This is a genomic window from Aeromonas sp. R4-2, from assembly GCF_040908295.1.
GTDB classification, from domain to species: domain Bacteria; phylum Pseudomonadota; class Gammaproteobacteria; order Enterobacterales; family Aeromonadaceae; genus Aeromonas; species Aeromonas veronii.
The window spans coordinates 49687-69220 of sequence record NZ_JBFODL010000017.1 but is presented as its reverse complement, the minus strand read 5'-3'; the positions used below and the strand labels follow the sequence as shown (position 1 = coordinate 69220).

The following is a 19534-nucleotide window of genomic DNA, read 5'->3' as shown; positions in this document are numbered from 1 at the left end:
ATCCAGACCGCAAGGACGCCATGTCAGGACTCTTCACCAAGACCGCCAGGGCCGTAGGCCGCAACGGACTCTCATATCGCCTGCTCTCCTACATTCTGGTCTGCAGTACCGTATTGGCGATGATCATTACGGCGCTGCAACTCGCCTGGGATTACCGCAAGGATGTCGCCGTCATCGAAGACAGCATCGGCCAGATCGAGGCCTCGTTCCTGCAACCCATCGCCGCCAGCTTGTGGAACCTGGATGAAGAGCAGGTCAAAGTGCAAATTGAAGGGATCATGAACCTGCCCAACATGCAGTTCGTGATGGTCAAGGAGATGCTCGGCAACTCCGAAGTCCCGCTGCTGACCCAGGGGGTCGAGCGGGAAAGCTATGATATCTCCCGAGAATTCAACCTCACCTATCAGGGGGAGATTGTCGGCAAGCTGTTCGTTGCCGCCTCTCTCGAGCAGATCTACCAGCGCCTCATCGAAAAATCGGTGCTGATCATGGTCAGCCAAACCATCAAAACGCTGGTGGTCTCATTTTGCATCCTGATCATCATTTATTATCTGGTAGTCAGGCACATCAACCGCATCGCCAACTACGCCCAGAAGTTCAACCTCGATCGGCTCGACATGGCGCTGGAGCTGGAAGGCCGCCCGCAGCCACGCAAGAAACCCGATGAGCTGGATACCCTGGTCTCCACCCTCAACCAGATGCGTACCCGACTGCGTGACGAGCTGGTTGCTCGCCATCAGGCGGTGGAACAACTGCAACAGGAGCGGGATTTCTCCGCCACCCTGATCAACTCGGCCAACATGGTCATCTGCTGCATGGAACCGGATTTGACCATCGCCAGCATCAACCCGGCAGCCATCTTGCTGACCGGCTACCACCAGCAGGAGCTGTTGCAACACAACTGGCTGGATCTCTTTGTCAGCCCGGCGCAACGGGAAGAGCTGAACGATATTCTGGCGGCGGAAGGTTCACTATCAGACAAAGAGGTCATCATGCATGACCAGCAGGCTCATGAGCTGGTACTGCAATGGACCTTCGTCCCCTTCTACGATGGTCCCAACCTCAAGTACCAGATCGGCTTCGGCTACGACATCACCCAGCTGAAAAAGGTCGAGCGGGAGATTATCCAGCTCAACGAACAGCTGGAAGGCAAGGTGGTGGAGCGTACCCGCAGCCTGAGCGAAGCCAACAACCAGCTGGGCAAGGCGTACGACGACCTGAAGCAGGCCCAGCAAACCCTGGTGGAGTCCGAGAAGATGGCCTCCCTCGGCTCGCTGGTAGCCGGGGTGGCACACGAGATCAACACTCCGATCGGCATCAGCGTGACCGCCTCCTCCTACCTGCAGGAGCGGGTCGCCGACTTCAAGTCCCATATCGACTCCAAGCAGCTGTCGCGCTCCTATCTCAACGAGTTCACCGTCAACCTCGACGAGTCGATGCAGCTGCTGCAGAGCAACCTGCGGCGCGCCTCCGAGCTGATCGCCAGCTTCAAACAGGTGGCTGTCGACCAGTCATCGGAAGCACGCTACAACTTCAGCCTCGCCGACAACCTCCATCAGGTGGTGGTCTCGCTTGGCCACAAACTGAAGAAGAGCCAGTGCGAAGTGGATATCCAGTGCGATCCCAAGCTGTCGATCTTCTCCTTCCCGGGCAGTTTTACCCAGATCTACTCGAACCTGATCCTCAACTCCATCAACCACGGGTTCGACAACTGGGACAAACCAAAGAAGATCACCATCAAGGTGGAACAGCAGGGAGAGGAGCTGTTTATCGACTACTCGGACAACGGCCGCGGCATCCCGCCAGAAATATTGCCGCGAATCTTCGATCCCTTCGTCACCTCCAAGCGGGGTCAGGGTGGCAGCGGTCTGGGCACCCACATCATCTACAACCTGGTGGTGCAACTGCTGAAAGGCCGTATCAGCTGTGCCAGCGAACCGGGCCAGGGTGCCCAGTTCCATATTCGCCTGCCGATCCAACATAACTGAGCGCTGGCTCTTGTGAGCCAGCCGCTTTATCCCCATCATGCTGTGATTGCATTCTTAATGAGCGGAGAACCTCGCAATGGCACAGCATTTTGACTATATCGCCATCGGCGGCGGCAGCGGCGGTATTGCTTCTGCCAACCGGGCTGCCATGTACGGTAAGAAAGTTGCCCTGATTGAAGCCAAAGAGTTGGGTGGAACCTGCGTCAACGTAGGCTGCGTACCGAAGAAGGCCATGTGGTATGCCGGCCAGATCGCCGATGCCATGAAATATGGCGCCGACTACGGCTTTGACACCACCCTCAACCACTTCAACTGGGCCAAGCTGGTCGAGTCCCGCCAGGCCTACATCGGCCGCATTCACCAGTCCTATCAGAACGTGCTGGGCAAGAACCAGATCACCGTCATCAAGGGCTTCGCCCGCTTCGTCAGTAGCAACACCATTGAGGTTAATGGCGAGCACTACACGGCCGATCATATCCTGATCGCTACCGGTGGCCGCCCGGAAATTCCGGCAATCCCGGGTGCCGAGCTGGGTATCGACTCCGACGGTTTCTTTGACCTGCAAAGCCAACCCAAGCGGGTTGCCGTAGTGGGTGCGGGCTACATCGCAGTCGAGATTGCTGGCGTGATGCAGGCGCTCGGCTCCGAGACCCATCTGGTGGTGCGCAAGCACGCGCCGCTGCGCAACTTCGACCCCATGATCCACGAGACACTGGTCGAAATCATGGCGCAGGAAGGGCCCAAGCTGCACACCCACGCCATTCCCAAAGCCGTGCTCAAGAATGCTGACAACAGCCTGACCCTGCAACTGGAAGATGGCCGCCATCTCACCGTCGACTGTCTGATCTGGGCCATCGGCCGGGTACCTGCAACCGACAACCTCAATCTGGCTGCCGCTGGCATCGCGCTGGACGAGAAGGGCTTTATCCCGACCGACAAGTTCCAGAACACCGCCGTCGCCAACATCTATGCAGTGGGTGACAACACTGGTCGCATCCAGCTCACCCCGGTTGCCGTCGCTGCGGGCCGTCGCCTCTCCGAACGGCTGTTCAACAACAAGCCGAACGAGCACCTCAACTACGATCTGGTACCGACCGTGGTGTTCAGCCACCCGCCCATCGGCACCATAGGCATGACCGAACCTGAAGCTATCGCCGAATACGGCGAGGACCAGGTGAAGGTCTACCGCAGCCAGTTCACCGCCATGTACTCGGCACTGACCCAGCATCGCCAGCCCACCCGGATGAAGCTGGTCTGTGTCGGCCCGGAAGAGAAGGTGGTCGGTCTGCATGGCATCGGCTTTGCGATGGACGAGATCCTGCAAGGTTTCGGCGTCGCCATGAAGATGGGTGCCACCAAGGCGGACTTCGACAACTGCGTGGCTATCCATCCGACCAGTGCTGAAGAGTTCGTGACAATGCGATAAGCACGTTTGAAGCAGGCCTGTCATTATCAGGCCAACTTCAACAACTGCGTTCCCACGCCTCACCCCACCAGCGCGGAAGAGTTCGTCACTATGCGCTAGGGGCAGATGAAGTTGGCCTGTCACGAGCTGCCGGCGTCTACAGCCATGTAACCCCTTCTTCCAAACCCGGCTCAGGCCGGGTTTTTTGATCACTCCTCGCCATTTATCTCGCAAATCCGTCGTTCTTTACGCCGATTTTACGCCTGCCACATGGCGCTTTATGGCGCCTTTACGCCTGTTTTACATACCCTTTTCAGCGTCAATGACACCAACAGAGTCGATATGGTCTTACATCGGCTCTCGCAGCTAATTATCTCAATGGAGTCGATATGAATTGGCTATATCTGCTGCTCGTCCTCGCCTTGATGGCCTATCTGATGCGCGCACTCACGCGCAGTCACGAGTGAGGGACTACCTATATGCAGCAAGAAATTATCTACCCGGTGGCCAGCAAACTGCCGAGCCTCGTGAGCAATCCAATGCGTGCCCTGACGCACCGTGACCACGAGTGAGGGACTAGAACATGTGGCAAGAAATAATCTATCCGGTGGCCTTCGTGCTGCTGGTTCTGCTACCGGCACCGCTGCTGGGCAACTACATCTATCGGGTATTTGAAGGCAAAATCCGCTGGCTGGCACCGGTCGAGCGCGCCACACTGGCTTGCTGTGGCACCGATGGACGGGAGCAGGACTGGAAGTCCTACGCACTCAGCCTGCTGGCCTTCAACGGCGCCGGTTTCGGTCTGCTGTTCCTGATCCTGATGGCGCAGGGGTTGCTGCCCCTCAACCCGCAACAACTGCCTGGTCTGAGCTGGCAACTGGCATTCAACACCGCGGTCAGCTTTATGACCAACACCAACTGGCAAGCCTATTCCGGTGAGGCCAGCCTCTCCTACTTCAGCCAGATGGTAGGCCTGACCACCCAGAACTTCGTCTCCGCAGGGACGGGCGCTGCCGTCGCCATTGCCCTGTTCCGCGGTATCGCCCGTCAGCAGACCATCAACCTTGGCAACTTCTGGCAGGATCTGGTTCGTTTCTGCCTCTATGTGCTGCTGCCCATCGCGCTGATCATGGCGCTGGTGCTGGTGTGGCAAGGGGTGCCGCAAAGCCTCTCCGCCTATCTGCCGTTCCACGGTGTGGAAGGTCAGGAGCAGCTGCTGCCCCTCGGCCCGGCAGCTTCACAAATTGCCATAAAGCAGCTCGGCTCCAACGGCGGTGGCTTCTTCGGCATCAACTCCGCCCACCCGTTCGAGAACCCGACCGCCCTCTCCAACTGGCTGGAGATGGTCGCCCTGCTCACCATCGCCGCCGCCATGGTCTTTACTCTGGGCCGCTATGTGAAGGACATGGCCCACAGCCGCGCCATTCTCGGTGCCATGACCCTCATGCTGGTGCTGGGGCTCTTCATCTCCCTCTCCCAGGAGCTGAAACCGGATCCCGCCATCGCCCAGCTCACCACTGACGCCAGCAACATGACTGGCAACTGGGAAGGCAAGGAGAGCCGCTTCGGCCCTGTGCTCTCCAGCATCTGGGAAGTGGCGACTACTGCCGCCTCCAACGGTGCCGTCAACGCCATGCACGACAGCTTTACTCCGCTCGGCGGCATGGTTGGCATGATCAACATGCTGCTGGGTGAGGTCATCTTCGGCGGGGTCGGCTCCGGTATCTACGGCATGATGCTGTTCGTGTTGCTGACCGTGTTCCTGTGCGGCCTGATGGTGGGACGTACCCCGACCTATCTGGGCAAACGCCTCGGCATCACCGAAATGAAGTGGGTCGTCGCCAGCATGCTGGTCATGCCGGTGGGGGTTTTGGTGATCGGTGGTGTCACCCTGCTGATGCCGGATGCCAACACCATCATCGGCCATGATGGCCCGCACGGTCTGTCACGCCTCATCTACGCCTACGCCTCGGCTGCCGGCAACAACGGCTCCGCTTTCGCCGGTTTTGCCGCCGGTGACAACTGGCAGTGCATCGCCATCGGTCTGGCCATGCTGCTCGGTCGCTTCGGCTACATCATTCCGGTACTGGCCATCGCCGGTCAGCTGGCCCGCGCGCCCCGTCAGGAGACGAGCGAAGGGGACTTCCCCATCAGCGGCCCGCTGTTCGTTACCCTGCTGATCATCACCGTCCTGCTGATAGGTGGCCTCTCCTTCCTGCCGGTGCTGGCACTGGGCCCTGTGGCCGAACATCTGAGTCTGATCGGAGGGGCACTCTGATGAACCTGACCCTGTCGATCACCATCCGGATGCCAATGGCCAACTATCTGATGCTGGGAGCTTTCCAATGAGCAAGTCCACTGCAATGAGCACCGACACCATGTTGGTGAAGGGCAAAAAACAGAAATCACAGATCATCCAGGCAATGGTTGAGGCCCTCTATCGCTTCAATCCCAAGGCGCTGTTTGGCAGCCCCATCCTGTTCACCCTCTGGCTGGCCGCAGTCATGGCGACGGTGGAGTCCCTGCTGGGGCAGCCGCTCTCCGGCGTCGCCCCTTCGCTGGCCTGGCAGCTGACTGCCTGGCTCTGGCTCACCCTCTGGTTTGCCAACTTTGCGGAAACCCTGGCCGAGGGGCGCGGCAAGGCTCGCGCCGACAGCCTGAAAGCGGGCATGAGCCAGCTCAAGGCCCGTCGGGTGGCGAATGCCAAAGATGGTCAGGGCGAGTGGGTACCCGCCACCAGCCTGATGAAGGGGGATCTGGTGCTGGTACGCAGCGGCGAGATGATCCCGGCCGACGGCGAAGTGGTCGCCGGCATCGCCTCGGTCAACGAGGCCGCCATCACCGGCGAATCCGCCCCCGTCATTCGCGAGTCGGGTACCGACCGCAGCGGCGTGACCGGCAACACGACGGTCGTCTCCGACGAGATCTGGGTGCGCGTCAGCAACAATCCGGGCGAGAGCACGCTGGATCGGATGATCGCACTGGTGGAAGGGGCCAAGCGCCAGAAGACCCCCAACGAGATGGCGCTAGACGCCCTGCTGGTGGGCCTAACCCTGATCTTCCTGCTGGTGGTCGCCACCCTGCCCTGGTTCCTCGACTACAACGGCACCCAGGTACCGCGTCTCTACCTGATCGCTCTCTTCATTACCCTTATCCCGACCACCATTGGCGGCCTGCTCTCCGCCATCGGCATTGCCGGTATGGATCGACTGGTGAAGCTGAACGTCATCGCCAAGTCTGGCCGTGCCGTGGAAGCGGCTGGTGACGTGCGTACCCTGCTGCTGGACAAGACCGGCACCATCACCTTCGGCAACCGGATGGCCGACGAGTTGATCCCGGCCCCCGGAGTCGACCCCGCCCTGCTGGCACAAGCCGCCATGCTGGCCTCGCTGGGTGACAATACCCCGGAGGGCAAATCCATCCTGACTCTGGCCAGCAAGAGCATGGCCAAGCCGAGCCAGCTGGAGAGCGACAAGGTGATCCCCTTCAGCGCCGAGACCCGGCTGAGCGGACTGGATCGCAACGGTCATCAATATCGCAAGGGTGCGGTGGATGCCGTGTTGAACTACCTCAGCCTCGACCGCAAGGCGGTGCCGGAGCTGGTGCTCAAGTCAGTCGACAGCATCGCCCGTCAGGGTGGGACTCCGCTGCTGGTCTGCACTCAGGAGAAACTGTTGGGGGTGGTCTACCTCAAGGACATCATCAAGCCCGGTATCAAGGCTCGCTTCCAGATCCTGCGCCATATGGGGATCCGCACCGTGATGATCACCGGCGACAACCCGAAAACCGCCGCCGCCATCGCCGCCGAAGCCGGGGTGGATGACTTCATCGCCGAAGCGACGCCGGAGAAGAAGCTGGCCTATATCCGTCAGGAGCAGGCCGATGGTCGTCTGGTTGCCATGTGCGGCGACGGTGCCAACGATGCACCGGCACTGGCACAGGCTGATGTGGGTCTGGCCATGAACGAGGGCACCCAGGCCGCCAAGGAGGCGGGCAATCTGGTGGATCTCGACTCCAACCCCACCAAGCTGCTGGATGTGGTGCTGGTCGGCAAGCAGTTGCTGGTAACCCGTGGCGCCCTGACCACCTTCTCCATCGCCAACGACGTGGCCAAGTACTTTGCCATCCTGCCAGCCCTGTTCATCGCCGCCTACCCGCAACTGGGGGCACTGAACCTGATGCAGCTGGGCAGCCCGCAGAGCGCCATCCTGTCGGCCATCATCTTCAACGCCCTGATCATTGTGGCGCTGGTGCCGCTGGCACTGCGTGGTGTCGATCTGAAAGGCTCAGCCACCAGCCTGCTGCGCCGCAACCTGCTGATCTACGGTGTCGGTGGCCTGCTGGTGCCTTTCATTGGCATCAAGCTGATCGATCTGGTCATTACCGGCCTGGGTCTGGTGTAACGACATAACCGGGATGCGGGTCAGATCCGCATCCCCAGCCATCCTTTTGGAGCAAGAGAATCATGATAGCAATCAGAACCCTGTTGACCCTGACCCTGCTGCTGGGCGTGGGTTATCCGCTGGCGGTGACCGGGCTGGCCCAACTGCTGTTCCCCTGGCAGGCCAACGGCAGCCAGCTGACCGACAGCAAGCAGCAACTGATCGGCAGCGCCCTGCTGGGGCAGAAATTCGAGCGGGCTGACTACTTCCATCCCCGCCCCTCCGCCAGCGATTTCAACACCATAGGCGGCAGCGCCAGCAATCTGGGGATGAGCTCACCGCTGCGGGCAGAGTTTGCCGAACAGGCCGCCAAGGCACAGCCGGGGACCAGCTCCCCCGCCATGCTGACCCGCTCCGCCTCCGGCCTCGATCCCCACCTGCCGCTGGATGCGGTGCTGGCTCAGGTCAACCGCGTCGCCAAAGAACGTGGACTGGATCCCGCCCAACTGACGGAGCAGGTCAAGTCGGCCACACAAGCTGGTATCCTTGGCCCGCAGGTGGTCAACATTCTCCAGCTGAACCTGCAACTGGATCATCAAAAGGGCGCCTGAGGGCGCTCCTTGCCGATCTGGCGTTGACCTCCATTTTCGAAACGGGCTGTTGGCTCGATAGGGATAACAATGGCTGATGTAGCAAGCGCTGACGCCCTGCTGACAAGTCTGATGCAGGAGCATGGGGATGCGTGATGAGGTAAGGGCTGACGCCCTGCTGGCGAGCCTGGAACAGGAACACAAGGGCAAGCTGAAGGTGTTTCTCGGAGCCGCTCCCGGCGTGGGCAAGACCTACGCAATGCTGCAGGCGGTGCGGGAACAGGCCAAAGAGGGGGTAGACATCCTGATCGGCGTGGTGGAGACCCACGGCCGGCAGGAGACGCTGGCTCTGCTCGACAAGCTCGCCATCATGCCGCGCAAAATCCACATGCACCGCCAGCAGCGACTGGAGGAGATGGATCTCGACGGCCTGCTCGCCCGCAAACCGGCCATCGCCGTGGTGGACGAGCTGGCCCACAGCAACGCCCCCGGCAGCCGCCACGAGAAGCGCTGGCAGGATGTGGAGGAGCTGCTCAACGCCGGGATCGACGTCTACACCACCCTCAACGTGCAGCATCTGGAGAGCCTCAACGATCTGGTGTGGCAGCTGACCGGGGTCAGGGTGAAAGAGACCCTGCCCGATCAGGTGCTGCTGGAGGCCGACAGTCTGGTGCTGATCGACCTGCCCCCCAAGGAGCTGCTCGGCCGCCTCAAGGAGGGCAAGGTCTATGTGCCCCATCAGGCCAAGGCTGCGCTGCAATCCTTCTTCTCCCTCAACAACCTCACCGCATTGCGGGAGCTGGCGATGCAGACCGCCGCCAGCCATGTGGAGGGCGATCTGCAACTGCAGTGGCAAGCGGCAGGCAAGAGCACCTTGCCGCTGCGGGGCAAGCTGATGGTTTGCCTCGGCGACCTGCACGGCTCGGCGCTGGTGCGCTACGGCCACCGCTTTGCCCAGCGCCGCCAGCTTCCGTGGCTGGTGGTGCATGTCGACAGCAATGGCCGCCGCTCTGCCGATGTGGAGCAGGCGCTGGCGCTCGCCTCCCACCTCGGCGCCAAGGTGCTGACCCTCTCCAGTCCGGCGGTCGCCAACACCCTGCTGGAGACCGCCGAGCAGCAGCAGGTCTCCCAGCTGCTGCTCGGCAAACCGCACAAGGCGCCATGGCGCCGCTCGCTGGTGCAGCACCTGCTCAAGCAGGCGCAGGGGCTCGAAATCACGCTGGTCGATACCGAGAAGCAGAAGCCCGAAGTGGGGATGCGCGTCCCGACCCCGAAGGATATACACCACAGCATGCTGGCAGTGGTAATCATGGGGATCACCTCGGCCGCCGCTTGGGGGCTCTCCTACTGGCTGCCGCCCGCAGCGTTACCGCTCATCTTCGTGCTGGGGGTGCTGGCGACGGCCCTCACCACCAGTCTGGTACCCGCCACGCTGGCGGCGGTGCTGGGCTTTATCGCCCACAATCTGCTGTTCACCGCCCCCTACTTCTCCCTGAGCGTCGCCAACCACAGCGATCTGCTCACCCTGTTCGTGCTGCTTATCGTCGGCATGACGGCGGGCCGGCTCGCCTCCCGCCAGCGGCAACAGCTGATCGGTCTGCGCGAGACCCAGCAGTTGGGCAATGCTCTGCTCTCCCTCAGTCAGGGGCTGGCCACCGCCAGCAGCCCGGAGGAGGTGCTCAGACAAGGTGCCCAGGCCATTTCACTGGCGCTCGGCCAGCCGACCGTGGTGATCGACAAGGAGTTCAACGATCGGCTCGGCAACGAGAAGCACAGGCCCGGCCAGACCGACAAGGCGGCTATCGACTGGTGTCTGGCCCAGAAGCAGAGCGCCGGGGCCCACACCGCCACCCTCAATGCCGCCGAGGCCCAGTATCACCACCTCAGCGATGATCTGGTGATCGGCATAATGCTTGCCAATCCGCTCTCCTCCTCTGCCGAACACCAGCTGCAGGCCCTGCTCACCGACATTCGCGCCGCGCTGGCGCGGATCGACCTCAACGAGCGGCTGGCCGACAGTCAGCTACAGGCGGAGACCGACCGGATGCGCGCCGCCCTGCTCTCCTCGGTCTCCCACGATTTGAAGACGCCACTGGCGACCATCATGGGGGCAGGCAGCACTCTGCTGGAATATGGTGACCGGATCCCCGCCGAAGACCGTGACGAACTGCTCCACTCGGTGCAGGAGGAGGCGCGCCGCCTGCACAGCTATGTGCAGAATCTGCTGGATATGACCCGCATCGGCTCCCCCGACTTCCAGCTGAAACGGGACTGGGTCGATCTGGCGGATCTGGTGGAGAGCGCCCGCAAGCGGCTCGACTCCTCCTGGCGCCAGCACAAGCTGCTGGTCCATTTCGATCAGCATGTGCCCCAGCTCTATGTGCACGGCGCCCTGATCGAGCAGGTGCTGGTCAATATCCTCGACAACGCCTCCCGCTACTCGCCGGCAGGCACCCCTATCGAGTTCAAGGTGATGGTGGCCGAGCCCGACCTCATCATCGATATCATCGATATCGGGGTCGGTATCGCCGAGTCGGATCGGGAGAAGATCTTCAATCTCTTCTACACCCAGCCGGTGGGCGATTGCGGCAGCCGTGGCACCGGGCTTGGCCTCGCCATTTCCCGCGCTATGATAGAGGCCCACGGCGGCAAGATTTGGGCCTTCTCCGGTCCCAATGGCAACGGAACCTGCATGCGCATCTCCCTGCCGCTCGCGCTCAATTCACCGGAGGTCTGATGGCTGACCGCCAGATCGGGTCACTCAGCCCCTCCCACCATTCGCCTCTGGAGGTTCGATGGCGCACATTCTGGTCATAGATGATGAAGCGGCGATCCGTCGCTTTCTGCGGATCAGCCTGATTGCCGAGGGGCATCAGGTGAGTGAGGCGGTGGGGGTCAATGAAGGGCTGGAGCAGTATCGCCACCTCAACCCCGATCTGGTGATCCTCGATCTCGGTCTGCCGGATGGCGATGGTATTCAGGTATTGCAGGCTATTCGCGAGCACCACCCCAATCCTGTGCTGGTGTTGTCGGCCCGCGATTCTGAGCAGGAGAAGGTGCGGCTGCTGGATGCCGGCGCCAACGACTACATGAGCAAGCCGTTCGGCATCGGCGAGATGATGGCCCGCATCCGCGTGCTGTTGCGCCAACGTGCTGGCGTCAGCAGCGGCGAGCGGCGCCACTTCCCCCAATGCGGCCTGACGCTTGATGTCAGCAGCCACAAGGTGACCATGAAGGAGGAGGAGATCCCCCTCTCCCGCAAGGAGTTCGCCCTGTTGCAGGCGCTGGTGTGCCACCCCGGCAAGCTGGTGATGCAGACCCAGCTGCTCAACGACATCTGGGGGCCGAGCCACAAGGAAGACACCCACTACCTGCGCATCGTCATCGCCAGCCTGCGCAAGAAGCTGGGGGATAACCCCCAGCAACCGACGCTTATCGAGACCGAATCAGGTATCGGCTACCGCTTTATCGGCAACTGACGTTTCACGTGGAACGACGCCCGCAGCAAAGCAGTGCCAGCAGACCGCAGCCACTCAGCAACAGGCCGAGAACCTGCAATCCGGCCGCCACCGCCAACCCCAGACTGAGCAGCAGGTAGTAGCCAAGCCCGAACAGGGCGCCAGCACTGCCTGCTACCTCGCGATAGGCCAACAGCGCCTGACTCAGCACGTTGGGGATTGCCAGCCCGAAGGCCACCACCACACCCATCATGGGCAACAGGAACCAGAGGCTGGACTGACTCGCCCAGACCAGCAGCCCGGCGACCAGCGCCAGAGCGCAAGCCAGTCTGACCAGAGAGGACGGCAGCCACCCCCTCCCCAGCAGATGCTTGTTGAGCAGGCTGCCGAGCAGAGTCGCCAGCGCCAGCAAGATCCCCGAATAGCCAAACTCGCCGGTGCTCAATTCCAATCCGGCAAACAGGAACGGCGCCAGACTGTAGTAACCAAACAGCATGGTGTTGAACAGGGCGACCAGCATGGCACTGCGCCAGAGCCCGCCATCCTTCATCATCCGGCATGCCAGCGGCCAGAGTGCGACTCGCTGGGTAGTAACCGGACGGGTTTCCGGCAGCTGCCAGCAGGTCACCAGCAGCAAACCTACCGCCAGTACCAGCAGACCGCTGAACACCCCGAGATAGCCGAACCCGCTCGCCAGCTGGCCGCCACTGAGCAGCCCCAGCACCGGGCTCAAGGAGAGCGCTATGCCCATCGCTGAGAAGACCCGTACCAGATCGCTGCCCTGATAGCTGTCGCGCAGCATGGTCTGGGTCACCACGGAGCCCACGGCGGCGCCAAAAGCCGAGATGACCCGGGCCAGCAGCAGGGTTTCAAACTGGTTGGCCAGCAGCGCCAGCAAGGTGCCGACGCCATAGGTGAGCAGACCCGCCAGCATGGCGGGACGCCGCCCAATCAGATCGCATAGCCGCCCCCAGCAGACCACGCCCACCGCAAACGCCAAAAAATAGACCGACAGGGTCTGGGATGCCTGCCCTTCGCTCACCTGAAACTGGCTGGCGATGTGGGTCAGGACCGGGCTGTAGATGGTCTCCACAATCTGGGGAAACATCATCAATCCCACCACCAGCCAGAGCGGTGGCAACTTGTTGTTCATGACAAACCTCCTTCACAAGAGGTCGCCATTCTAGAGAGATGCCGATTGTCTGATTACAATAAGCAGGACTATAAACATCAAAAATCGGACATATGGCCTTTATTCTTCCCGATCACCCTTTTGACCCCGACCAGCTGACCGGCAGCGTGATCGGCATTGCCTCCGCCCTCGGCTGGCACGACTCGGGTCTGCATCAACATCAGCGCCATCAACTGCTGTTCGCCCAATCCGGCTGCATGACCATGGAGCTGGAAGGTCGGGTCTGCCTGCTGCCGCCCACCCGCGCTGCCTGGCTGCCAGCAGGCACCGCACACAGGATCTTGATGCGCGGTGTCGTTGCCTACCGCTCCCTCTACTTCCAGCCGCACCCCGAGTTGCCCGGCACGGTCGAAGTGCTGGCGGTCAATCCGTTGCTGCACGAACTGATCGAACGGATGGCGCTCTGGCCGTGGGACAAACCGCAAGAGCAGCAACAACGGACGGTGGCACTGTTTATGGAGGAGTTGGGGCAGGCGCCACGGGAGTCGTGGCAGCTGCCGCTGCCAACCGATCCCAGACTGGGCGACTGGCTACAGCAGTTGAAGCGGGGGGATGCCCTGCCCGATCGGCTCAACCGGCTGGCCGAACGGGTGGGTGCCAGTGACAAGACCATTGGCCGCATCTTCATGCGGGAGACCGGCATGAGCTATCAGGCGTGGCGTCAGCAGTGGCGGCTGTTGCGCGCCATGGAGCTGCTGGCCGAAAGCGAGTCCATCAGCCGGATTGCCGCTGCGCTGGAGTTCTCCAGCGACAGCGCCTTTATCAGCTTCTTCAAACAACATACGGGACAGACCCCCCTGCGCTACCTCAACTCTCGGAGTGAGTCGCCACAGCCTGACTCGCCTCCACCACCAGGGTATCCAGCGCCAGCGGTTTGAGATTGTGCAGCGCATCCTTCACCACGGCGTGGGATGCCTGTTGCAACTCGCTCTGCACATCTTGTTCCAGCTTGGCACTCTCCAGCTCGGGCCGCGGGTTTTCGTTGGCCATCACGTTCAGGCTCAGGGCACTCACAATCAGGGTAGCGATCAGGCTTTTCATCTGGTTTGCTCCGGTATGGTTGAGATGACCAGATAGCTATTCCAATAGTTGTGCCAATCCTCACGCAATCCATAACATGATGATTTTGTTTAAATTAACTATATCTCGATACCAAATTGAGTCGCAAAATGCATCCCGCTCGGTCATTTTTAAACCAACAGTTGGTGCTTTTAACCACGCTTGATTTTTGCACCATGTTCCACGTGGAACGTCCCATCTTTTTGATCGACACCCACTTTTAAACTGAGCTATGGTGCTACATCCCCGTAACTCAAATCTGGATCTGTCACTGAATGGAATTTTCCTTGTTCGGCGAGAAGTTCACTCGCCACGCCGGCATTACCCAACTCATGGATGACCTCAATCAGGGGCTGACCAATCCGGACGCCATCATGCTGGGTGGCGGCAATCCGGCCCCCATCCCCGCCATGCTGGAACGCTTTCAGGCCGAGGCCAAGAGCCTGCTCGACAACGGCGAGCTGGTCAAAGCGATGGCCAACTACGACGGCCCCCAGGGCAAAGACAGGTTCACCAAAGCGCTGGCTGCCCTGCTCAGCAAGGAGCTGGGATGGGATATCTCGGCTCGCAATATCGCCCTGACCAACGGCAGCCAGAATGCCTTCTTCTACCTGTTTAACCTGCTGGCCGGCGAATTTGCCGATGGCCGCAAGAAGAAGGTGCTGTTCCCGCTTGCCCCCGAATACATCGGCTATGCCGACTCGGCGTTGGCGGACGACTACTTCGTGGCCTACAAGCCCACCATCGAGAAACTGCCCGATGGCCAGTTCAAATACCACGTGGATTTCGAGAGCCTGCAGGTGGGCGACGATATCGGGGTGATCTGCGTCTCCCGCCCAACCAACCCCACCGGCAATGTGCTGACCGATGAAGAGATCGAACACCTCGATCAGATCGCCCGCGACAAGGGAATCCCGCTGCTGATCGACAACGCCTACGGCGTCCCCTTCCCGGGCATCATCTTCAGCGAAGCCAAGCCATTCTGGAACGCCAACACCATCCTCTGCATGAGCCTCTCCAAGCTCGGCCTGCCAGGCACCCGCTGCGGCATCGTCATTGCCGACGAGAAGATCATCCAGGCCATCACCAACCTCAGCGGCATCATCAATCTGGCACCGGGCAGTCTGGGGCCTGCCATCACCATCCCGATGATCGAGAGCGGCGATATCATTGCCCTCAGCGAACAGGTGGTGAAGCCCTTCTATCAGCAGAAGGCGGAGCTGGCGGTGCAGCTGCTGCGCGAAGCGATCCCCGACCCGCGCTTCCATATCCACAAGCCGGAAGGCGCCCTCTTCCTCTGGCTCTGGTTTGAAGGCTTGCCGATCCACTGTCAGGAACTTTATGAGCGACTGAAGGCGAAGAACCTGCTGATCGTGCCGGGTCACTACTTCTTCCCCGGCATTGATGACCCCAAGTGGCGCCACAGTCAGGAGTGCATTCGCCTCAACTACTCCCAGAGCGAGGAGCTGGTTCGCCGCGGCATCGCCATCCTGGCCGACGAGATAAACGCCCTCTACGCTGGTTAATCCAATCCGGCGATACAAAAACAGAAAGGCCTGCAGATGCAGGCCTTTGTTGTTTATCGCGATCCGGTTTGCTTAGCCGGGCAGCGCCAGCTGCTCGGGTTTACCGATGGGGATGGCGCGGGGCTTGAGCGCCTCCGGCAGTTCGCGAGCCAAGTCGATGGTCAACAGACCATGCTCCAGCTTGGCGCCCTGCACTTCCACGTGCTGGCTCAGCTTGAAGGCGAGCTCGAAGTCGCGCTCGGCAACCCCCTGATGGAGGAACTGACGCTCACCAGCCGCAGCCCCTTTGCGCCCCTTCACCTTGAGGGTGCCGTTTTCGGTCTCCAGCTCCAGCTCTTCGCGCTCGAAGCCAGCCACGGCGACCGTGATGCGATAGCCATCCTGATCGCGCTTTTCAATGTTGTACGGGGGGTAAGCGGCGGTCTTCTGCTCGAACAGACCTTCCAGCTCACGGGCCATCCGCTCGAAGCCGACGGCGTTAGAATAGAGATGAGAAAAATCGAGGTTACGCATAATCCTATCCTTCTAATAAGCAACAGGGTCAACTCTCCACAGGCCCGTCATCGGCACCCGGGAAATTTTAAAATTTCAGTGAATTCAAGCTATCAGCCGTTGATCTCTATCTTGCGCGGCTTCATCGCCTCGGGCACTTCACGCACAAGCTCGATGTGCAGCAAGCCGTTTTTCAGGTCGGCCCCTTTCACCCGCACATAGTCGGCCAGCTGGAAGCGGCGCTCGAAACCACGCTCGGCGATCCCCTGATAGAGATAGTTGCGCCCGGTATCGGCCTGCTTGTTGCCCTTCACCGTCAACAGATTTTCCTGGAAGCTCAGCTCCAGCTCTTCCTGGGTAAAGCCTGCCACCGCCATGCTGATGCGGTAGTCGTTGTCACCCAGTTGCTCGATGTTGTAGGGGGGATAGCCGGCATTGCCATTGCTGGCCGCAGATTCGATGAGATTGGCCAGACGATCGAAACCGATGGCAGAACGATAGAGCGGAGAAAAGTCGATAGAACGCATAGTATTACCCTCTTATGAGCGATAACGGATTGTTTGCCCTCCTTATGGACGGGCGCCTGGTCGAAACCTCTGTCGAGCGTTCCGGCCTTGTTACCTATATAGGGGTTCACTTTTTCCTTTCAAGGGGATTTTTTCAAATTTTTTAAATGGCCGCGCCGACCTGTAGAACATCAACCTGTTGGCCCGATGGTGATGATAATCGACCCGTGGGCCACTGATGGCAACTCGCTTAGCGCCCCATAATTGGTTGCATATCCACCAGCCAACATGGAGCCATCCCATGAAGATTACCCAGGTTCGCAACGCCACCTTGCTGCTCGACTATGCCGGCACCCGCTTTCTGATCGACCCCATGCTCTCGGCCAAGGGGGCCTTCCCCGGCTTTGAGGGCACCGCCAACAGCCAGCTGCGCAATCCGCTGGTCGAGCTGCCGCTGCCGCTCGATGAGCTGGTCGATGTGGATGCCGTTATCGTCACCCACGACCATCCCGACCACTGGGATGATGCCGCCAGAGCCCTGCTCCCCAAGCATCTGCCGCTCTTGGTGCAACATCAGAAAGATGCCGATGCCATTCGTGCCAGTGGCTTTGAGGATGTGCGCCTGCTGAGCGACCAGCCCGCGTTTGCCGGCATTCGCCTGCAGCAAACCGGTGGCCAGCACGGCAGCGACCAGTTGATGGCGGTGCTGGGCGAGCGCATGGGAGAAGTGTGCGGTGTGGTCTTCTCCCACCCCGATGAACAGAGCCTCTATCTGGCCGGTGATACCATCTGGCATCCCTCGGTCGAGCAAGCCCTGCAACAGCATCAACCCGAGGTCATCATCCTCAACTGCGGCGATGCACAGGTGCCCGGGCTCGGTTCCATCATCATGGGCAAGGAGGATGTCGCTGCCGTTTATCAGGCCGCACCGCAAGCCACGCTGATCGCCAGCCATATGGAGGCGGTCAACCACGCAGTGCTGTCACGCCAGGAACTTCATACCTATCTGACCGAGCGAGGCATGATGGATCGGGTGCGGATACCGGCGGATGGCGAGGCTCTCTCGCTGTAACTGACTGGGCCATGCCGAACAGCGCGCACGGCCCTTCGGCTTTCACTGCCAAATGCTTATGATGAGTGGTCTGCGCGCAGAGAGGAGCCAACACCATGACCACCCCGATCGTTGCCGTGGTGACCTTCGATCACTTCAGCCCTTTTCACTGCGCCGTCCCCTGCCTCATCTTCGGCGACATCCTGCCGGGCCAGCCGCTGTTCGAGCTCAAGATCTGCTGCGGTGATGGCAACCGCCACTCACACTCGGCGCAAGGCTTCACCATTCAGGCGCCCCATGGGCTGGAGGTGCTGGCCGAGGCGGAGATCATCGTCATCCCCTTCTGGCACGACCCGTCAGCACGGCCACCTGCAGCGCTGCTCGATGCCCTGATTGCCGCCAGAGCCAGAGGTGCCCGGCTCGTCGGGCTCTGTCTTGGCACCTATGTGCTCGCCTACGCCGGGCTGCTCAATGGTCGCAAGGCATCGACCCACTGGGAGTACGAACAGGATTTCTGCCGCCGCTTTCCCTGCGTGCAGCTCGATACCAACGCCCTCTATGTGGATGACGATGGGCTGGTCACCTCGGCAGGTACTGCCGCCGGGCTGGACTGCTGCCTCTATCTGGTGCGCCACTACCACGGCTCGGCCATCGCCAACAAGGTGGCGCGACGGCTGGTGATCCCGCCCCACCGGGAAGGGGGTCAGGCCCAGTTTATCGAGCAGCCGGTGCCCGCCTCCACCCGCGATGTCCGGATGAACCAGTTGCTCGACCACCTGCGTGCCCATCTGGCCGCCCCCCATACCTTGGACTCTCTGGCAGATCTCACCCTGATGAGTCGACGCACCTTTACCCGCCGTTTTCATCAGGCAACCGGCCTCTCGGTGGGTGAATGGCTGCTGGCGGAGCGGCTCAGGCGCAGTCAGGAGCTGCTGGAGGTAAGCGGCCATTCAATCGATCGCATTGCCGAGCTGGTTGGCTTCAAGAGTGCCACCTCCCTGCGCAATCACTTTCGAGCCCGCTTTGCCATCTCCCCCAGCGAGTGGCGACGATCTTTTCGTGGCAACAATGTCTGATGACATCCTCTATACCCGCTCACTCCGCTATGGCAGGCTAACCAGAAATTCCGAGGAGTCATCCCATGTCCCGTTCCGAACGCCTGCTGGCCCTGCTCCAGCTGCTGCGCGGCCACCGCTACGCCATCACAGGTGCGGAACTGGCCAGCCAGCTTGGCATCAGCCTGCGCACCCTCTATCGGGATATCGCCACTCTGCAGGCGCAGGGTGCCCATATCGAGGGCGAACCGGGGATCGGCTATGTGTTGCGTCCCGGCTTCATGCTGCCGCCATTGATGTTCAGTGAAGAGGAGCTGGATGCGCTGGTGCTGGGGTCACGTTGGGTCGTCGCCCACGGTGACGGAGCCTTGAGTGCATCGGCCAGCAGTGCGCTGGCCAAGATAGAAGCCGTGCTGCCCGCCGACTATCGCCTGCAGCTCCAGAGCAATGCCCTGCTGATCGGCACCTCCCGCAGCGACAGCCTCACCGATGAAGCCCCCCTGCGCAGTGCCATCCGCCAGCAACGCAAGGTGATCCTGGGCTATCGCGATCTCAAGGATGAGGCCTCTGAGCGCACCGTCTGGCCCTTTGCCCTCGGCTACTTCGAACAGGTACGGGTACTGGTGGCCTGGTGCGAACTGCGTCAGGGCTTTCGCCACTTTCGGGTCGATCGCATCACTCGGATGCAGCCGCAAGATTGCCGCTATCCAAAAAGCAGAGAGAGCCTGCTGAAGGAGTGGCGCGCCACCCAGCAGATCCCGCAGCCGAAATTCATTGCTGACAGAAACTGACAGCAGGTAGCGCCATGCTGACGGGGTCGGCGCCGATGC

At 61.0% G+C, this 19534-nt stretch carries 16 protein-coding genes; 12 read left to right on the top strand and 4 right to left on the bottom strand.

Annotated features, from left to right (window positions below; genetic code table 11):
* Nucleotides 1-20: 20 nt before the first annotated feature.
* From AB5Y99_RS16205 to AB5Y99_RS16175, 7 genes are all read left to right on the top strand, one after another.
* Complete coding sequence (locus AB5Y99_RS16205) at nt 21-1988, top strand: ATP-binding protein (RefSeq protein ID WP_279491501.1); 1968 nt, start codon at nt 21-23, stop codon at nt 1986-1988.
* A gap of 76 nt (nt 1989-2064) precedes the next feature.
* The gene (gene gorA / locus AB5Y99_RS16200; RefSeq protein ID WP_201991003.1) at nt 2065-3414 is read left to right on the top strand and encodes a glutathione-disulfide reductase; all 1350 of its coding nucleotides are present in this window, start codon (nt 2065-2067) and stop codon (nt 3412-3414) included.
* Nucleotides 3415-3976: 562 nt separating this feature from the next.
* Nucleotides 3977-5671: a potassium-transporting ATPase subunit KdpA gene (gene kdpA / locus AB5Y99_RS16195; protein ID WP_279491500.1), complete on the top strand. Its 1695-nt coding sequence runs from the start codon at nt 3977-3979 to the stop codon at nt 5669-5671.
* Between the two features lie 67 nt (nt 5672-5738).
* On the top strand, nt 5739-7796 hold the full coding sequence (kdpB, locus tag AB5Y99_RS16190; RefSeq protein WP_323894015.1) for a potassium-transporting ATPase subunit KdpB: 2058 nt from the start codon (nt 5739-5741) through the stop codon (nt 7794-7796).
* 62 nt (nt 7797-7858) lie between these two features.
* On the top strand, nt 7859-8386 hold the full coding sequence (locus AB5Y99_RS16185; protein WP_279491498.1) for a potassium-transporting ATPase subunit C: 528 nt from the start codon (nt 7859-7861) through the stop codon (nt 8384-8386).
* A 127-nt stretch (nt 8387-8513) separates the two neighbouring features.
* Nucleotides 8514-11102 carry a sensor histidine kinase KdpD gene (locus tag AB5Y99_RS16180; RefSeq protein ID WP_252413299.1) on the top strand — a complete coding sequence of 863 codons (2589 nt, stop codon included), beginning with the start codon at nt 8514-8516 and terminating at the stop codon, nt 11100-11102.
* Nucleotides 11103-11160: 58 nt separating this feature from the next.
* Nucleotides 11161-11844: a response regulator gene (locus AB5Y99_RS16175; RefSeq protein ID WP_047439862.1), complete on the top strand. Its 684-nt coding sequence runs from the start codon at nt 11161-11163 to the stop codon at nt 11842-11844.
* A 4-nt stretch (nt 11845-11848) separates the two neighbouring features.
* On the opposite strand, the gene AB5Y99_RS16170 is transcribed toward AB5Y99_RS16175, so the two are convergent.
* A complete protein-coding gene (locus tag AB5Y99_RS16170) occupies nt 11849-12976 on the bottom strand; it encodes a multidrug effflux MFS transporter (RefSeq protein ID WP_149151855.1) in 1128 nt (375 codons plus the stop codon).
* A 92-nt stretch (nt 12977-13068) separates the two neighbouring features.
* Between AB5Y99_RS16170 and AB5Y99_RS16165 the strand changes: the two genes are divergently transcribed.
* Complete coding sequence (locus tag AB5Y99_RS16165; RefSeq protein WP_368210146.1) at nt 13069-13893, top strand: helix-turn-helix transcriptional regulator; 825 nt, start codon at nt 13069-13071, stop codon at nt 13891-13893.
* Here the strand turns inward: AB5Y99_RS16165 and AB5Y99_RS16160 are convergent.
* Complete coding sequence (locus AB5Y99_RS16160; RefSeq protein ID WP_368210145.1) at nt 13823-14056, bottom strand: hypothetical protein; 234 nt, start codon at nt 14054-14056, stop codon at nt 13823-13825. The two genes, AB5Y99_RS16165 and AB5Y99_RS16160, sit on opposite strands and share 71 nt — an antisense overlap.
* 293 nt (nt 14057-14349) lie before the next feature.
* Between AB5Y99_RS16160 and AB5Y99_RS16155 the strand changes: the two genes are divergently transcribed.
* A complete protein-coding gene (locus tag AB5Y99_RS16155) occupies nt 14350-15600 on the top strand; it encodes a valine--pyruvate transaminase (RefSeq protein ID WP_368210144.1) in 1251 nt (416 codons plus the stop codon).
* A 72-nt stretch (nt 15601-15672) separates the two neighbouring features.
* Here AB5Y99_RS16155 and AB5Y99_RS16150 read toward each other — a convergent pair whose 3' ends face one another.
* Both AB5Y99_RS16150 and AB5Y99_RS16145 read right to left on the bottom strand, forming a co-directional pair.
* Entirely contained in the window at nt 15673-16113 is a 441-nt protein-coding gene (locus AB5Y99_RS16150; RefSeq protein ID WP_368210142.1) for an Hsp20 family protein, read from the bottom strand.
* Nucleotides 16114-16205: 92 nt separating this feature from the next.
* Complete coding sequence (locus tag AB5Y99_RS16145; protein ID WP_005339298.1) at nt 16206-16619, bottom strand: Hsp20 family protein; 414 nt, start codon at nt 16617-16619, stop codon at nt 16206-16208.
* Between the two features lie 280 nt (nt 16620-16899).
* Between AB5Y99_RS16145 and AB5Y99_RS16140 the strand changes: the two genes are divergently transcribed.
* The 3 genes from AB5Y99_RS16140 to AB5Y99_RS16130 all read left to right on the top strand — a co-directional run bounded on the left by AB5Y99_RS16140 (nt 16900) and on the right by AB5Y99_RS16130 (nt 19495).
* Nucleotides 16900-17670: an MBL fold metallo-hydrolase gene (locus AB5Y99_RS16140; RefSeq protein WP_368210141.1), complete on the top strand. Its 771-nt coding sequence runs from the start codon at nt 16900-16902 to the stop codon at nt 17668-17670.
* Nucleotides 17671-17765: 95 nt separating this feature from the next.
* On the top strand, nt 17766-18725 hold the full coding sequence (locus tag AB5Y99_RS16135) for a helix-turn-helix domain-containing protein (RefSeq protein ID WP_368210139.1): 960 nt from the start codon (nt 17766-17768) through the stop codon (nt 18723-18725).
* 65 nt (nt 18726-18790) lie between these two features.
* Nucleotides 18791-19495 carry a YafY family protein gene (locus tag AB5Y99_RS16130; RefSeq protein ID WP_201990994.1) on the top strand — a complete coding sequence of 235 codons (705 nt, stop codon included), beginning with the start codon at nt 18791-18793 and terminating at the stop codon, nt 19493-19495.
* Nucleotides 19496-19534 lie beyond the last annotated feature (39 nt).

What these genes read in the sequence shown, in the direction of transcription:
- AB5Y99_RS16205 (WP_279491501.1), top strand. Translation starts at nt 21, where the DNA reads ATGTCAGGACTCTTCACCAAGACCGCCAGGGCCGTAGGCCGCAACGGA.
- gorA (WP_201991003.1), top strand. Translation starts at nt 2,065, where the DNA reads ATGGCACAGCATTTTGACTATATCGCCATCGGCGGCGGCAGCGGCGGT.
- kdpA (WP_279491500.1), top strand. Translation starts at nt 3,977, where the DNA reads ATGTGGCAAGAAATAATCTATCCGGTGGCCTTCGTGCTGCTGGTTCTG.
- kdpB (WP_323894015.1), top strand. Translation starts at nt 5,739, where the DNA reads ATGAGCAAGTCCACTGCAATGAGCACCGACACCATGTTGGTGAAGGGC.
- AB5Y99_RS16185 (WP_279491498.1), top strand. Translation starts at nt 7,859, where the DNA reads ATGATAGCAATCAGAACCCTGTTGACCCTGACCCTGCTGCTGGGCGTG.
- AB5Y99_RS16180 (WP_252413299.1), top strand. Translation starts at nt 8,514, where the DNA reads ATGCGTGATGAGGTAAGGGCTGACGCCCTGCTGGCGAGCCTGGAACAG.
- AB5Y99_RS16175 (WP_047439862.1), top strand. Translation starts at nt 11,161, where the DNA reads ATGGCGCACATTCTGGTCATAGATGATGAAGCGGCGATCCGTCGCTTT.
- AB5Y99_RS16170 (WP_149151855.1), bottom strand. Translation starts at nt 12,976, where the DNA reads ATGAACAACAAGTTGCCACCGCTCTGGCTGGTGGTGGGATTGATGATG.
- AB5Y99_RS16165 (WP_368210146.1), top strand. Translation starts at nt 13,069, where the DNA reads ATGGCCTTTATTCTTCCCGATCACCCTTTTGACCCCGACCAGCTGACC.
- AB5Y99_RS16160 (WP_368210145.1), bottom strand. Translation starts at nt 14,056, where the DNA reads ATGAAAAGCCTGATCGCTACCCTGATTGTGAGTGCCCTGAGCCTGAAC.
- AB5Y99_RS16155 (WP_368210144.1), top strand. Translation starts at nt 14,350, where the DNA reads ATGGAATTTTCCTTGTTCGGCGAGAAGTTCACTCGCCACGCCGGCATT.
- AB5Y99_RS16150 (WP_368210142.1), bottom strand. Translation starts at nt 16,113, where the DNA reads ATGCGTAACCTCGATTTTTCTCATCTCTATTCTAACGCCGTCGGCTTC.
- AB5Y99_RS16145 (WP_005339298.1), bottom strand. Translation starts at nt 16,619, where the DNA reads ATGCGTTCTATCGACTTTTCTCCGCTCTATCGTTCTGCCATCGGTTTC.
- AB5Y99_RS16140 (WP_368210141.1), top strand. Translation starts at nt 16,900, where the DNA reads ATGAAGATTACCCAGGTTCGCAACGCCACCTTGCTGCTCGACTATGCC.
- AB5Y99_RS16135 (WP_368210139.1), top strand. Translation starts at nt 17,766, where the DNA reads ATGACCACCCCGATCGTTGCCGTGGTGACCTTCGATCACTTCAGCCCT.
- AB5Y99_RS16130 (WP_201990994.1), top strand. Translation starts at nt 18,791, where the DNA reads ATGTCCCGTTCCGAACGCCTGCTGGCCCTGCTCCAGCTGCTGCGCGGC.